11 protein-coding genes, 1 tRNA gene, 1 rRNA gene and 1 pseudogene are annotated in these 14,283 nt (G+C 67.9%); 9 read left to right on the top strand and 5 right to left on the bottom strand.

From position 1 onward, the window contains the following. The first annotated feature begins 87 nt into the window (after positions 1-87). The 4 genes and pseudogenes from rrf (at position 88) to ACN2C7_RS15185 (ending at position 1,147) form a co-directional block, all read left to right on the top strand. Positions 88-202 (top strand): 5S ribosomal RNA (gene rrf, locus ACN2C7_RS15200). Positions 203-274: 72 nt separating this feature from the next. Beyond that, positions 275-351, top strand: a tRNA-Met gene (locus ACN2C7_RS15195). A 229-nt stretch (positions 352-580) separates the two neighbouring features. Continuing rightward, positions 581-784 (top strand): annotated as a pseudogene (locus ACN2C7_RS15190) (cold-shock protein); the annotation flags it as partial. 168 nt (positions 785-952) lie between these two features. Further along, positions 953-1,147, top strand: coding sequence for a cold-shock protein (locus ACN2C7_RS15185; RefSeq protein WP_233206781.1), 195 nt, complete (start codon positions 953-955; stop codon positions 1,145-1,147). Positions 1,148-1,280: 133 nt separating this feature from the next. Here the strand turns inward: ACN2C7_RS15185 and ACN2C7_RS15180 are convergent, their stop codons facing one another. Further along, positions 1,281-3,590: an NADP-dependent malic enzyme gene (locus ACN2C7_RS15180; protein WP_419317894.1), complete on the bottom strand. Its 2,310-nt coding sequence runs from the start codon at positions 3,588-3,590 to the stop codon at positions 1,281-1,283. A 323-nt stretch (positions 3,591-3,913) separates the two neighbouring features. Here ACN2C7_RS15180 and uraH point away from each other — a divergent pair, with 323 nt between their 5' ends. The 5 genes from uraH (at position 3,914) to guaD (ending at position 10,493) form a co-directional block, all read left to right on the top strand. Beyond that, positions 3,914-4,261 carry a hydroxyisourate hydrolase gene (gene uraH / locus ACN2C7_RS15175; protein WP_419317892.1) on the top strand — a complete coding sequence of 116 codons (348 nt, stop codon included), beginning with the start codon at positions 3,914-3,916 and terminating at the stop codon, positions 4,259-4,261. After that, positions 4,261-5,727, top strand: coding sequence for a xanthine dehydrogenase small subunit (gene xdhA / locus ACN2C7_RS15170; protein ID WP_419317890.1), 1,467 nt, complete (start codon positions 4,261-4,263; stop codon positions 5,725-5,727). The genes uraH and xdhA overlap by 1 nt, the downstream gene beginning before the upstream one ends. Continuing rightward, positions 5,720-8,053: a xanthine dehydrogenase molybdopterin binding subunit gene (xdhB, locus tag ACN2C7_RS15165; RefSeq protein WP_419317888.1), complete on the top strand. Its 2,334-nt coding sequence runs from the start codon at positions 5,720-5,722 to the stop codon at positions 8,051-8,053. The genes xdhA and xdhB overlap by 8 nt, the downstream gene beginning before the upstream one ends. Before the next feature lie 159 nt (positions 8,054-8,212). Continuing rightward, a complete protein-coding gene (gene xdhC, locus ACN2C7_RS15160) occupies positions 8,213-9,223 on the top strand; it encodes a xanthine dehydrogenase accessory protein XdhC (RefSeq protein WP_419317886.1) in 1,011 nt (336 codons plus the stop codon). Further along, positions 9,210-10,493 carry a guanine deaminase gene (guaD, locus tag ACN2C7_RS15155; RefSeq protein ID WP_419317885.1) on the top strand — a complete coding sequence of 428 codons (1,284 nt, stop codon included), beginning with the start codon at positions 9,210-9,212 and terminating at the stop codon, positions 10,491-10,493. The genes xdhC and guaD overlap by 14 nt, the downstream gene beginning before the upstream one ends. Before the next feature lie 722 nt (positions 10,494-11,215). Here the strand turns inward: guaD and ACN2C7_RS15150 are convergent. From ACN2C7_RS15150 to ACN2C7_RS15135, 4 genes are all read right to left on the bottom strand, one after another. Beyond that, a complete protein-coding gene (locus ACN2C7_RS15150) occupies positions 11,216-12,172 on the bottom strand; it encodes a nucleoside hydrolase (RefSeq protein ID WP_419317883.1) in 957 nt (318 codons plus the stop codon). Positions 12,173-12,258: 86 nt separating this feature from the next. Further along, positions 12,259-12,660: an oxalurate catabolism protein HpxZ gene (gene hpxZ / locus ACN2C7_RS15145; RefSeq protein ID WP_419317881.1), complete on the bottom strand. Its 402-nt coding sequence runs from the start codon at positions 12,658-12,660 to the stop codon at positions 12,259-12,261. Beyond that, on the bottom strand, positions 12,657-14,051 hold the full coding sequence (locus ACN2C7_RS15140) for an AtzE family amidohydrolase (protein ID WP_419317879.1): 1,395 nt from the start codon (positions 14,049-14,051) through the stop codon (positions 12,657-12,659). Before ACN2C7_RS15140 ends, hpxZ begins: the two co-directional genes overlap by 4 nt. Beyond that, positions 14,048-14,266, bottom strand: a complete 219-nt coding sequence (locus ACN2C7_RS15135) for a hypothetical protein (protein WP_419317877.1) — start codon at positions 14,264-14,266, stop codon at positions 14,048-14,050. The genes ACN2C7_RS15140 and ACN2C7_RS15135 overlap by 4 nt, the downstream gene beginning before the upstream one ends. Positions 14,267-14,283: the final 17 nt, after the last annotated feature.

The raw sequence follows: 14,283 nt of genomic DNA, 5'->3' as shown, positions 1-14,283 counted from the left end.
CTTTGTAGAGCTCAGACATACGATGTCTTCTTCGACTTGATATAACCAGAACGCCTCAAAACGTTCTGCACGCATCCTTTTTGCTGACCTGGTGGCTATGCCGGGGGTTCCCCACCCGATCCCATTCCGAACTCGGTCGTTAAGTCCCCCTGGGCCAATGGTACTTCGTCTCAAGGCGCGGGAGAGTAGGTCGCCGCCAGGTCCGCTAAAAGGATGCCAATCAAGTCGTACTTCAAAGTCCCCCTACCTCACGATCACCAACTACCAACTTCGCCGCGGGGTGGAGCAGCCCGGTAGCTCGTCAGGCTCATAACCTGAAGGTCACAGGTTCAAATCCTGTCCCCGCACCCAAGATTGCGTCAATTGCCCGTTTCTGCTGCTTTGGTGTGGCGTATCCGTCTGGCAGTTTGGCCCCGGTCTGGCCGAACATCTCCTCACAAGCGAATTTTTCTTGATTCTGGCCGGGCTCTCCGCAGAATCTTCGCTGAAAGCCCATGGCGCGATCTGTTGATTTGAGTCATGAGAAGCTATCGAGGCGTGGGTCGGCAACTGGTCCGCGAAATAGGTTTTTGAGGATAAGATGGCGAACGGTGTCGTTAAGTGGTTCAACCCGGCCAAGGGCTTTGGCTTCATTCAGCCTGAAAACGGCGGCGAAGACGTGTTTGTCCACGTTGCTGCGGTTGAACGGTCGGGCCTTTCGGGCCTGAACGAAGGCGACCAGGTCGCCTATGAACTTGAAGAAGATCGCCGCTCGGGCAAGACCTCGGCCGGCAATCTGCGCGTAACCGGCCAGGGCGCAGCCCCTTCGGCGCCGCGTCGCCCGCCCGCGCGTGGCTTTGACTCGCCCCGCAGTGGCTATGATGCGCCGCGCGGCGGTGGCTATGACGCACCCCGTGGCGGCGGTTACGGCGGCGGCGCACCCAGCGGTGGCGGCGAAGCCGGCACCGGCGTCGTGAAGTGGTTCAACACCACCAAGGGCTTTGGTTTCATCCAGCCTGACAACGGCGGCGGCGACATCTTCGTGCACATCTCGGCCGTGGAACGCGCCGGTCTGCGCGGCCTGAACGAAGGTCAGCAAGTCGGTTACGAACTGGAACAGGACCGCCGCTCGGGCAAGACCTCGGCCGGCAACCTGCGCATCCTCTAGGAATTCTTGAGCACGAGTGGGCGTGCGAGACGCGTCCACTCGTCCTTTCGGTCTGAGATCAGGCCCCGCGTGAAGTCGCTTCCGTCCCTAGGACGGCGATCGACTTCGCGCGGGGCCTTTCTGCGTCTTGATTTCAGGCCTGGATCGCCCGCTCGCCAGCCGCTTGATTGACCGCCAGGGCGGTCAAATTGACGATGCCGCGCGCGGTGACGCTGGGCGTCAGCACATGCAACGGCTGGCTCATGCCCAGCAGGACGGGCCCAACCAGCAGGCCTTCGGTGGCGGCGCTGAGCAGGGTCAGGCTGATATTGGCGGCGTCGAGCGTGGGCATGACCAGCAGATTGGCCGAGCCCTTCAAGGCGCTGTCATGCACCAGCCTGTCGCGCAAGGCCTGGGAGAGGGCGGCGTCGGCGTGCATTTCGCCGTCGACCTCAAGCTCGGGCGCCCTTTCGCGCACAATGGCCAGGGCGTCTCGCATCTTGCGGGCGGTCGGCGAGTTCGACGCCCCGAAGCTGGAGTGCGACAGCAGGGCCGCCTTGGGCGTCAGGCCGAAGCGCCGCACGGACTCGGCCGCCAGCAGCGTCATTTCGGCGACCTGCTCAGCGGTCGGGTCAACGTTCACATGGGTGTCGCAGAAGAATAGCGTGCCGTTGTCGAGGATCAGGGCTGACAGGGCGTAGATCCGATCGACATCCTCGCGCTTGGGAATGATCGGCAGCACATAGGTCATGTGTTGCCACCAGTCGCCGGAACCGCCCACCAGGGCGGCGTCCACATGGCCAGCCTGCAGCAGCATGGAGGCAGACACCGTTCGGCGAGTGGTGACCCGGCGCTCGGCGGCCAAGGGCGGGATGCCACGGCGGCTGACGAGGCTCCGATAGCGATCGACCAGCGGCGCGAACAGCGCGGTGTCGGCGGCGGGGTCGAGGATCTCGACGCGGTTGTCGAAGTCCAGGCGCAGCCCCATTTCAGCGGCTTTAGCGATGATGGTCTCGCGCCGGCCGATCAGCACCGGCTTGGCCAGGCCTTCGTCGAGCACGGTCTGGACAGCGCGCAGCACGCGCTCGTCCTCGCCCTCGGCATAGGCCACGCGAATGCCTCCCGTCTCGGCGCAGGCCTTGGTCGCCTTGCGCGCTCGCTCGAACAGCGGACGCATCAGCTGGCCCGAGCGATAGACGAACAACTCCAGTTCCTGGCGATAGGCGTCGAAATCGGCAATCGGCCGGGTGGCGACGCCGCTGTCCATGGCAGCGCGGGCCACGGCCGGCGCGATCTGCAGGATCAGGCGCGGATCGAAGGGCTTGGGGATGATGTATTGCGAGCCGAACATCGGGGCGACGCCGCCATAGGCGCTGGCCACCACTTCGGAGGCTTCCGCCCTGGCCAGTTCGGCGATGGCCTCAACGGCCGCTACCTTCATGGCTTCGTTGATTTCCGAAGCGCCGACGTCCAGCGCGCCCCGGAAGATGAACGGGAAGCACAGGACGTTATTGACCTGGTTGGGATAGTCGCTGCGGCCGGTCGCCATGATCGCGTCAGGACGGGCTGCGGTCACCAGTTCGGGCAGGATTTCCGGCTCGGGATTGGCCATGGCCAGGATCAGCGGATTGGGCGCCAGCAGCGGCAACCACTCTGCCTTGAAGACGCGCGGCGCCGAGAGACCCAGGAAGATGTCGGCGCCGGCCAGCACTTCCGACAGGGCGCGGGCGTCGGTCTGGCGCGCATAGCGAGCCATGTTGTCGAGCATGTCGTCGTCGCGGCCGGCGTAAACAACGCCCTTGATGTCGGTCAGGGTCACATTGTCGACCGGCAGGCCCATTGACACCAGCAGGTCGACGCAGGCCAGGGCCGCTGCGCCAGCGCCGGAGGTGACCAGCTTGACGTCGGTCAGGGACTTGCCCTGGACCAGCAGGGCGTTGCGAACGGCGGCGGCGCAGACGATGGCGGTGCCATGCTGGTCGTCGTGGAACACCGGGATCTTCATCCGCTCGCGCAGCTTGCGCTCGATGATGAAGCACTCGGGGGCCTTGATGTCTTCAAGGTTGATGCCGCCGAAGGTGGGCTCCAGGGCCGCGACAACCTCGATGAATTTGTCGGGATCCTCGGCGTCGACCTCGATGTCGAACACGTCGATGCCGGCGAACTTCTTGAACAGAACGGCCTTGCCCTCCATCACCGGCTTGGACGCCAGCGGGCCGATATTGCCCAGGCCCAGTACGGCAGTGCCGTTGGAGATCACGGCCACCAGATTGCCGCGGGCGGTGTAGTCGCGGGCCTTGTCGGGATCGGCGGCGATCGCTTCGCAGGGCGCTGCGACGCCCGGCGAATAGGCCAGGCCGAGGTCGCGCTGGGTGGCCATGCGCTTGGTGGCTTCGATCGCCAGTTTTCCGGGACGCGGCAGACGGTGATAGTCCAGAGCGGCTTTGCGGAAATCCTCGTCCATGGACTGGTCCTCTTTGGCGTCTGCGCAGGCATCTTGGCGCGATCCGTCTGGCTCGCGGATCGTCGAGTCTAGCTACCGGGGATGGCGGGGCATTGCCAACCCTATGCGCCAGATAGGGATATTTTTTAGGGTAGCGGTCACATCTGCATAGCCGAATCCGAACTCCCGTAAGTAATAGATCTATTATATAGTGCTCGACTTGCGGGCGCCGGCCGCCGCGTTCGACAGCGCCGGGCGCAGGCAGGATCCCTTGCAGCGCATGGCTCTGGACAGGGCGCGCGGGCGGGCCGAGCATTGGCCGGTTGAGCTTGAAAGGGCAGGGCATGAGCGGACTGACGACCCATATCCTCGATCAGGCGACGGGGCAGCCGGCGGCCGAGGTTCTGGTGCGTGTGTCGCGCCGCGAGGGAGATGGTCTGGTCCTGCTCTCGGAAATCCGCACAGACGCCGACGGTCGTGCGCGGCTGATCGCCGGAGAGGACCTCGCCGTTGGCGGCTATCGCCTGGCGTTCTCGATCGGTGCGTACTTTAAGGTGACCGGCGCAGCCGTGACCGATCCGCCATTTCTCGACGTCGTGGTCATCGACTTCGCGGTGTCGAACACCGGGCAACACTGGCACGTGCCGTTGCTGGTCTCGCCCTACGGCTATTCCACCTATCGGGGCAGCTGATGCCCCAGGCGCAAAAATCGGACAACAGGATCCGCTTCCTTCTCGATGGTCAGGTGCAAGAGGTGCGCGGCGCCGATCCGACTCGCACCCTGCTGGAGCACCTGCGCGGCGATCTGCGGCGCACGGGGACCAAGGAAGGCTGCGCCGAGGGGGATTGCGGCTCTTGTACGGTGCTGGTGGGCGAGGCCGATGGCGATGGTGTCGCCTGGCGCGCGGTGAACAGCTGCATCCAGTTCCTGCCCATGCTGCACGGCAAGGCTCTGATGACCGTGGAGAGTCTGTCAAAGGATAGCGCCTTGCATCCCGTGCAGCAGGCCATGGTCGACAGGCACGGCTCGCAATGCGGCTTCTGCACGCCAGGCATCGTGATGTCGCTGTACGCCAAGGCCGTGGCGGCCAAGGGAACAGACGCGCCGCCGGCCGAGATGCTGGCGGGTAACCTGTGCCGCTGCACCGGCTATGGTCCGATCATTGAGGTCGCCAAGGGTGTCGAAGCCGAGGCCGCGCCCGATGTGGCGGCGGATCTGGCGGCGTTGGACGACGGGGCGATGCTGGACCTGTCGCACGACGATCCCGTGCAGGGCGTCACGCGCCGCTGGCTGGCGCCCAGGTCGCTTAACCAGTTGGCCCAAGCCTTCGTCGAGCATCCACACGCCACGATCGTGGCCGGCGCGACAGATGTGGGCCTGTGGGTCACCAAGCAGCGCAGGCCGTTGGAGTTCTTGATCGACATCGGCCAGGTCGCCGAACTGAAGCGGATCGAGGCCGTTGACGGCGGGGTCTGGATCGGCGCGGGGGTTCGCTATGTCGACGCCATGGAGACGCTTGGCGGGCTCTATCCCGAACTTGGCGCCATGTTGCGACGGCTGGGTTCGACCCAGGTGCGCAACAGCGGCACGATCGGCGGCAACATCGCCAATGGCTCGCCGATCGGCGACATGCCGCCGGCCTTGATCGCGGCCGGGGCGACCCTGGTGCTGAACCGGGGCGGTGAGCGGCGCCAGATGCCGCTGGAAGCCTTCTTCCTCGACTACGGCAAGCAGGACCGGCGGCCCGGCGAGTTCGTCGAGGCGGTGATCGTGCCGACGCCAAAGCCCGAACTTGTCTTCAAGGTTTTCAAGCTCTCCAAGCGGTTCGACCAGGACATTTCGGCGGTCTGCGGCGCCTTCGCCCTGATCATTGACGGCGGTGTCGTCAGCTCGGCGCGGATCGCCTTCGGCGGCATGGCCGGCACGCCCCGGCGGGCGAGCGGCTGCGAGGCGGCGCTGATCGGCCAGCCTTGGACCCAGGCCACGATTGAGGTGGCCATGGCCGCAATCGATGCCGGCTATACCCCGCTCAACGACATGCGCGCCTCGTCGGCCTATCGGTCGCTGACCGCCCGCAACATGCTGCGCAAGGTGTTCATCGAGACCACCTCTCCAGGCCTTGTCACCCGGGTCGAACCGGAGAGCGCTCATGGCTGACTCCTCTGCGCCTGTGGCGATCGACGCCTTTCAGGGTGTCCACGCCTCGCTGCCGCATGACAGCGCAACGCGCCACGTGGCGGGCTCGGCCGTCTACATCGATGACATGCCCGAGCCTGCGGGGATGCTGCACGTCCATTTCGGGCTCAGCACCAGGGCTCACGCTCACATCACGGCGATGGACCTGTCGGCCGTGCGCGCCGCGCCGGGCGTGGTGCTGGTGCTGACCGCCGCCGACATTCCCGGCGAGAACGACGTCAGCCCCGTGATCCACGACGACAAGCTGTTCGCCACCGACACCGTGACCTATGTCGGCCAGAGCCTGTTCGCGGTGGCCGCCACCTCGATCGCCGCCGCCCGCGCCGCCGCCACGAAGGCGGTGATCGCCTATGCCGAGCTGCCCGCCGCCATCGACATCAAGGCCGCCCGCGAGGCCGACCTGAAGATCGAGGCCAGCCAGCGCATGGCGCGGGGCGATGCGGCTGCTGCGCTGGCGGCTTCGCCCCGGCGGCTGCAGGGGCAGTTCGCCATCGGTGGGCAGGACCATTTCTATCTCGAGGGGCAGGTGGCCCTGGCCATTCCGGGTGAGGGCGGTGACGTCCATGTCTGGTCGTCCACCCAGCACCCCAGCGAGGTGCAGCATCTGGTGGCCCGCGTGCTGGACCGTCCGCATAGCTCGGTGACCATCGAGGTGCGCCGGATGGGCGGCGGGTTCGGCGGCAAGGAGACGCAAGCCTCGCTGTTCGCCGCCGGCGCCGCCCTGGTGGCGGTCAAGACTGGCCGCGCGGCCAAGTGCCGGCCCGATCGTGACGAGGACATGATCATGACCGGCAAGCGGCATGACTTCGAGGTCGGCTATGACGTCGGCTTTGACGACGACGGGCGCCTGACCGGTATCGCGCTGGAACTGGCCTCGAGGTGCGGCGCGACCACCGATCTGTCGATGGCCATCAACGACCGGGCCATGTTCCACGCCGACAACTGCTATTTCCTGCCGGCGGTCGAGATCCTGTCGCACCGTTTCCGCACCCATACGGTCTCCAACACCGCCTTCCGGGGCTTTGGCGGACCGCAGGGGATGATCGCCATCGAGCGGGTGATGGACGCCGTCGCCCAGGCCACGGGTCTCGACCCGCTGGAGGTGCGCCGTCGCAATCTGTATGGCGACCCCGGCCGCGACCTGACGCCCTATCACCAGACCGTCGAGGACAATGTCGCGCCGCAACTGGTGGCCGAGCTGGCCGCCTCCTGTGACTACGAGGCCCGGCAGCGCGAGATCGACGCGTTCAACGCCGCCAGCCCGATCCTGAAGAAGGGCCTGGCCCTGACGCCGGTGAAGTTCGGCATCTCGTTCACGACCAAGCACCTGAACCAGGCCGGCGCCCTGATCCACCTCTATGCCGACGGCTCGATCCTGCTGAACCATGGCGGGACGGAGATGGGGCAGGGCCTGTTCACCAAGGTCGCCCAGATCGTCGCCGAGGCGTTCCAGGTCGATGTCTCGCGGGTGAAGGCCACCTCGACCGTCACCGACAAGGTGCCCAACACCTCGGCCACGGCCGCCTCGTCGGGCACGGACCTGAACGGCATGGCGGCGCTCAATGCGGCCAATGCGATCAAGGCCCGGCTGGTCGTGTTCGCCGCGAACAAGTGGGGTTGCGCCGAGGCCGAGGTTGCCTTCACGCCGCAGGGGCTGAAGGCCGGCGACACACTGGTCCCATTCAACGACCTGTGCCGCCAAGCCTATCTGGGCCGGGTGTCGCTGTCCTCGACCGGCTTCTACGCCACGCCCAAGATCCACTACGACCGCGCCACCCATAGCGGCCGGCCGTTCTACTATTTCGCCTATGGCGCGGCCTGTAGCGAGGTGATCATCGACACCCTGAGCGGCGAGATGAAGGTCACGCGGGCCGACATCCTGCACGACGTGGGCCGGTCGCTGAACCCGGCCATCGACCTGGGCCAGATCGAGGGTGGCTTCATCCAGGGCATGGGCTGGCTCACCACCGAGGAGTTGGTGTTCGACGACCAAGGCCGCCTGCGCACCCACGCCCCCTCGACCTACAAGATCCCGACCATCGGCGATCGTCCGGCCCATCTGGACGTGAAGCTGTGGGAGGCCGGCCGCAATGTCGAGGCCACAGTCCACCGCTCCAAGGCCGTGGGCGAGCCGCCGTTGATGCTGGCGATCTCGGTATTTTCGGCGATCACCCGGGCCGTGGCCAGCGTGGCCGATCACAAGGTGATGCCGCGTCTTGATGCGCCGGCGACGCCGGAGGCGATCCTGATGGCGGTCGAGGACGTGAAGGCGAGGGATAATGTTTAGTCCCCTCTCCCAGAGGGAGAGGGAGGGGCCCGCGCCGAAGGCGTGGGAGGGTGAGGGGTTACGCCGCCAGCCGGCGTGCCGGCACGCCGTCAGCCACCTTAACCCCTCACCCTCCCATGCTGCGCATGGGCCCCTCCCTCTCCCTCTGGGAGAGGGTCGATGAACTGGGCCCGCGCTGCGCTCGCCCGTATCGAGCACAACGACGCCGCCGCCCTGGTCACCGTCCTCGCTACCGAGGGCTCGGCCCCGCGTGAAGCCGGGACCAAGATGGTGGTCTGGGAGGGCGGCCAGTCGGGCACCATCGGCGGCGGCAATCTGGAGCATCAGGCGACCACCCAGGCCCGCAGGATGTTGACCGGCTCTCAGGCCAGCTTCGCCATCCAGGACTATCCGCTGGGACCGCTGCTGGCCCAGTGCTGCGGCGGCCGGGTCAGGTTGCTGATCGAGCGGGTCGAGGCCGCCAGCCGCGACTGGCTGACCGACGCCGCCCGCCGGATGGACGCGGCCCAGCCGTTCGAGGTCCGCACGCGCTTCAACCCCGGCCTGCTGACCAAGACCGTTGCCCCGATCGCCGCCAGTTCGGAGGCCCCGCCGGTGACCCTGGCGGGAGCCCAGGCCACGGCGCGCGGCGCCCGCCCCACGCTGGGCGACGAGCTGGTCGAACGCAACGACGCCCCGCGTCCGCCGCTGCTGGTCTTCGGCGCGGGCCATGTCGGACAGGCCGTCACCCGCGCCTTCGCGCCGCTGCCGTTCAAGCTGTCCTGGTTCGATAGCCGGCCCGAGACCGCCGACATTCCCGGCGTCACCGTGGCCGGACCAGCCGAGATGGCCGCCGCCGCCATGGGGGCGGGCGGCGACGCCTATGGCCTGATCTTCACCCATGACCATGGCCTCGACTACGCCCTGGCCTCGGCCGGACTGGCCGGCGGCGGCTTTGCCTATCTGGGCCTGATCGGCTCGAAGACCAAGCGCGCCCGGTTCATGAGCCGGCTGCGTGACGACGGCTTCTCGGAAGCCGCGCTCACCCGCCTGACCTGTCCGATCGGTCTGCTGCATCTCAGGAGCAAGGCCCCCGAGGTGATCGCCGTCTCGGTGGCCGCCGACCTGCTGATGCGGCTGGAAGCGGCCCGAATTTCCAACAACGAGGATCTGGCCGTTGCAAGCCTATAGGGCGTCGATCCTCCACCTGCTGGACGATCCGACCAAGACCGACGAGGCTGTCGCCTTCCACGACGACGGCCTGCTGCTGGTCGAGGACGGCCATGTCGTGGCCTGCGGCGACTATACGGCTCTGCGCGAACTGCTGGGCGCCACGCCGGTCGAGGACCTGACCGGCAAGCTGATCACCTCCGGCTTCATCGACACCCATATCCACTTCCCGCAGGTCGACATCATCGCCGCCCATGGCGCGCAGCTGCTCGACTGGCTGGAGCAGCACACCTTTCCGGCCGAGGCCGCGTTCGCCGATCCGGTCCACGCGGCCGAGGCGGCCGAGTTCTTTGTGAAGGAACTGCTGCGCAACGGCACCACCACGGCCCTGGTGTTCGGCTCGGTGCACAAGGGTTCGGTCGAGGCGCTGTTCCGGGCGGCGCTGGCGCGCGACATGCGGCTGATCGCCGGCAAGTCGCTGATGGACCGCAACGCGCCGCAGGGCCTGACCGACACGGTCGAGAGCAGCCGCGCCGACATGCAAGGCCTGATCGCCGACTGGCACGGCAAGGGCCGGCTGGGCTACGCCATCACCCCGCGCTTCGCCATCAGCTGCAGCGACGAACAGCTGGCCATGGCCGGCGAGGTGCTGGCGGAAAATCCGGGCGTCTGGATGCAGACCCACCTGTCGGAAAACCCGCGCGAGATCGAGGAGACGGCGGCGCTGTTTCCGCAGGCCAGCGACTATCTCGACGTCTATGACCGCTTTGGCCTGTTGGGGCCGCGCTCGGTCTTCGCCCACTGCGTCCATTTGCAGGGCGACGCTTTTCAGCGTCTGGCGAAGGCAGGCGGGGCGGTGGCCTTCTGTCCGACCTCGAATCTGTTCCTGGGCTCGGGCCTGTTCCCGCTGGAGACCGCCTGCGCCCATGGGGTCAAGGTCGGGATCGGCACCGATGTTGGAGCCGGGACCACCTTCTCGATCCTCCACACCCTGGGCGAGGCCTACAAGGTGGGCCAACTGCGCGGGACGGCGCTGGATCCGTTCCAGGCCCTGTATCTGGCCACCCTGGGCGGCGCGCGGGCGCTGGATCTGGGCGACCGGATCGGCAATCTGGCGCCCGGCAAGGAAGCCGACTTCCTGGTTCTGGACCTGGCCGCCACGCCGCTGCTGGCCCGGCGCCTGGGCGGTGACCGCAGCCTGGAGAACCGGCTGTTCGCCCTGACCGTGCTGGGCGATGATCGGGTGGTGGAGCGGACCTATCTGGCCGGTGTCGAGCAGCATCGGCGGTAGGGGGGCGGGGCCGCGGACACGGGGTTTCGGCCTCACGCGACGCCTCGCTGAGTTATCGGAAAGGGTCGCGGAGCGTCCGGACCACGTCCGGATGAGAAATTGAGATTACCGTTTCGACGAAGCCGTCCGCTCCGCGTGGTCGTTATCCGTCAGCGTCCCAGCGGGTGGCCCAGTTGGGGCCTTACCGGAACCCGGAAGCTTCGGTTTCCCGAAGTCCCGAAGGTCGGGGGGCGTGGGGCCAATCCTGACCAACACTCGCCTTGATCCCCATCCACGCCGACGGCGGGCGGGTCTGGCCAGCAACCAGGTCCCCGGACCGGTCGAGTATCCCCCTCGACCCCAGTCCCGCTCGATCACCCCCCGCCGCCGCAATGGTCGCTGGCCTTGCGCCCTTTCCTCGCGACGAGGTGGGTCAAGAATACGGGAGGTTTGAGCGCGTCGGATAAGTTTGCTGAACGCCCATGCCTGTCCCCGTTCTATCGACCCTCTCCCAGAGGGAGAGGAGGGACCCGCGCCGCAGGCGTGGGAGGTGAGGGGTTACACCGGTGGCCGTTGTCGCACTTGGGGGCGTGCCCTGTCCGGAAGGGCTTCGCAAACCCCTCATCCTCCCACGCCTGCGGCGCGGGCCCCTCCTTCTCCCTCTGGGAGAAGGTTTCAAATCCCCGTGCCCATCCGGGGACGGCGCGCAGTCTATCCCCGCCGCAGCCCGCAGGGGCCGGTGGCTAGGCCTTCATCGTCTCGGCATAGAGCTTCAGCAGCCCCGCTTCATCCACCGCCACGGTCACCGCCTGGATCGGCTGGTCGTCCCAGGCCGATGGGCCAAACAGCTCGCCCTCGGCCTTCAGGCAGGTCTGGCCCAGGGCGATGCCCTCGGTCAGCACGCGCACCGAGCCGCGACGCAGCGTAAACAGCGACGGGTCGATCACGAACGCCACCGCCGCCGCGTCATGGACGCAGCAGCCCTCGATGCCGTCGCGGCTTCCGTAGAAGGCCGCATAGGGCTTGGAGATTGCGTTGAGGAACTGGCCGGCGGCGCCGGCCGAGGCCTCCAGCACGTCCATATAGGCCGGCGACATCACCACCTGGGTGGTGACGTCCAGGCTGACGGCGGTCAGGGCCCAGGGGGCGGTGAAGACCTGGTCGGCGGCCTCGGGATCGTTCCAGATATTGGCCTCGGCCACCGGCGTGACATTGCCCGGCTTGCCCGCCAGGCCGAATGCGCCGCCCATGATCACCACGGCCTTCAGCAGGGTCGCGACCTCAGGATCGGCCTGCAGGGCCAGGGCCAGATTGGTCAGTGGGCCGACCGCGACCAGGGTCACCTCGCCAGGATGCTGGCGGGCCAGATCGATGATCGCCTGATGGGCCGGCTTGGTCTCGGGCTGGGCGGGAACCAGCCCGGTCAGCTCGACGTCGCCCAGGCCGTTCTCGCCGTGCACGAAGGTGGGCGAGGGGTTGCGCGGCCGGGTCAGGGGCTTGTCGGTCCCCTTGAACACCGGCGCGGCCAGACCGAAGCGCTGCTTCAGATAGAGGGCATTGCGGGTGGTGGTCTCGATGTCGGAATTGCCGAAGATCGTGGTGATGGCCAGCAGGTCCAGGGCCGGGCTGGCCGCGATGAACAGCAGGGCCATGGCGTCGTCGATGCCGGGATCGGTGTCGAAAATGATCTTGTGCGTCATGGGCAGGCTCTAGCGGTTTTCTGTCGTTGGCAGAACTGTTTACTGGTCGCGTGACGGGCGCCGAAACCGGTTCCCACTTTCGGCTGTCACGCTCCGTTGCGCTGGTCAGCGCCGGCCTGCAGGAGGGAGACGTGGGCGGAGGCGACTTTCCAGCCGTCGGCCGTGCGGATCCAGGTCTGGCTCTGGCGGCCGGTCTTGTCGGACCCGTCGCGCTGGAACTCGACATTGGCGATGGCGAAGTCGTCGCCGAAGGTGGTGATTTCGGTGCGCAGGCGGGTGCGGGGCGGCGAGCCGCCGGCCCGGCCGACGCGGAAGGCGGCGATCTGGTCGAAGCCGTAGAGGTTCTCGGCCACGCCCAGCCGCACGGTGTGCGGCGAGTTCCAGAACGCGCCGTCCAGGGCCTCGACGTCGTTGGCCATCAGGGCCGTCTCATAGGCGTCGACGGCCTCGGCGACCTGGGCCAGCACCACGGGGTTGTTGAGGATCACAGCGGACCTTCCGGCGGGTGGGCGGCCACGACGCCCAGCCGTTGCAGCTTCAGGCCGGCGGCCAGGGCCAGGTCCTCGCGCCAGGGCGGGGCGATAATTTGGACGCCGATGGGCAGCTGGCCCGGGCGATTGACCGGCGCGGCCAGCACCGGCAGGCCGACATAGCTGATCGGCTGGGTGAAGGCGCCCAGGTTCTTGCGGACGGAGACCGGCTGGCCGCCCATTTCCATCGTCGCCTGGCCGATGCCGGGGGCGGGGCAGACCGACGACGGGGCCAGCAGGATATCGAAGCGTTCGAAGGCGCGGGCGACCTCGTCGCGGAAGAGCGTGCGGTAGCGCTGGGCGGCCTGGGCGACGCCGTCCGGCAGCAGGGCTCCGGCCAGCAGGCGGTCGCGGACGGCGGGGTCGTAGTCCATGGCCGAGGTCTTCAGGTCGGCCAGGTGCAGATGCCCACCCTCGACGGCGGTCAGGCAGAAGGCGGCGGCGCGGGCGGCCTGGGCGCCGGGCAGGATCACGCGGTCGCGCGCGCCCAGCGCCTGGGCCACGATGTCCAGCGCCTCCAGCACCTCGGGAAACGCGCCCTGCGCGAACCAGCCGCCCAGCACGCCGACGCGCAGCGGACGGTCGGCCAGGGCGGCCAGTGTTCCGCAAACAGGCTCGGCGGCGCGAACGCAGATGGCGTCGCCCTCGACGTCCGGCCCCTGCAGGACGTCATAGGCCAGGGCCAGATCCTCGATCGAGCGGGCGAAGGCGCCGGCATGGTCCAGGCTCTCGACGAAGGGAAACACGCCCTGGCGCGACAGGCGGCCATAGGTGGGCTTGAGGCCAAACACCCCGCACAGGCTGGCGGGGATGCGGATCGAGCCGTTGGTGTCCGAGCCCAAGGTCAGGGGCGCCAGGCCCGCCGCCACCGCCGCCGCCGAACCGCCCGACGAGCCGCCGGCGATGCGGCTCAGGTCGTGGGGATTGTGGGTCGGGCCGTCGTGGGCGTTCTCGGTGACGAAGCCATAGGCGAACTCGTCCATGTTCAGCGCGCCGACCAGGATGGCGCCGGCCGCTTCCAGCCGCTGGACCAGGGTCGCGTCGCGTGAGGGCGGCGTGGCGCCGCGCCGGATCTTCGAGCCGGCCAGGGTGGGCAGGCCCTCGACGTCGAACAGGTTCTTGACCGCGAAGGGCACGCCGGCCAGCGGCCCGACCGGTGATCCGGCGGCGAGCGCGGCGTCGACCCTGTCGGCCTGACCGAGGGCCCTCTCGGTCAGCACGGCGGTGAAGGCGTTGATCGCGCCATTGCGGCGGCCGATGCGCGACAGGGTGGCCTGGGTGACGGCGCGGGCGGTCACGCGACCGGCCCGGACCTCGCCGGCGATCTCGACGACGCTGGGAAAGGTCATGGCTGGAAGGTCTCGGCCGGCTCGCCGGCGCGACCGTCCAGGGCGGCGACGAACAGGGCGGTCTGGGTGCGCAGCAGGGCCAGGTTCTCGCGCACGGCGGCCAGGGTCGGCTCCGGCAGGGTCAGGCCGATCTCGGCCGCCCGCGCATCGGCATAGGCCGCGACGTCGCCGTCGGTGAGGTCGAGAAAGGCCTTGAGCGCCGCGTCGATCGCCATCGTGGGGCGGTCTCCCT

Source organism: Caulobacter sp. ErkDOM-E, from assembly GCF_048541895.1.
Taxonomy (GTDB): domain Bacteria; phylum Pseudomonadota; class Alphaproteobacteria; order Caulobacterales; family Caulobacteraceae; genus Caulobacter.
Note: the sequence above shows the minus strand (reverse complement) of the source record. Positions and strands in the feature narration are given on the sequence as shown.

Excerpts from the sequence above, each read along its gene's own strand:
- ACN2C7_RS15180 (WP_419317894.1), bottom strand. The coding sequence starts at position 3,590 with ATGGACGAGGATTTCCGCAAAGCCGCTCTGGACTATCACCGTCTGCCG.
- xdhB (WP_419317888.1), top strand. The coding sequence starts at position 5,720 with ATGGCTGACTCCTCTGCGCCTGTGGCGATCGACGCCTTTCAGGGTGTC.
- xdhC (WP_419317886.1), top strand. The coding sequence starts at position 8,213 with ATGAACTGGGCCCGCGCTGCGCTCGCCCGTATCGAGCACAACGACGCC.
- ACN2C7_RS15150 (WP_419317883.1), bottom strand. The coding sequence starts at position 12,172 with ATGACGCACAAGATCATTTTCGACACCGATCCCGGCATCGACGACGCC.
- uraH (WP_419317892.1), top strand. The coding sequence starts at position 3,914 with ATGAGCGGACTGACGACCCATATCCTCGATCAGGCGACGGGGCAGCCG.
- ACN2C7_RS15140 (WP_419317879.1), bottom strand. The coding sequence starts at position 14,051 with ATGACCTTTCCCAGCGTCGTCGAGATCGCCGGCGAGGTCCGGGCCGGT.
- ACN2C7_RS15135 (WP_419317877.1), bottom strand. The coding sequence starts at position 14,266 with ATGGCGATCGACGCGGCGCTCAAGGCCTTTCTCGACCTCACCGACGGC.
- xdhA (WP_419317890.1), top strand. The coding sequence starts at position 4,261 with ATGCCCCAGGCGCAAAAATCGGACAACAGGATCCGCTTCCTTCTCGAT.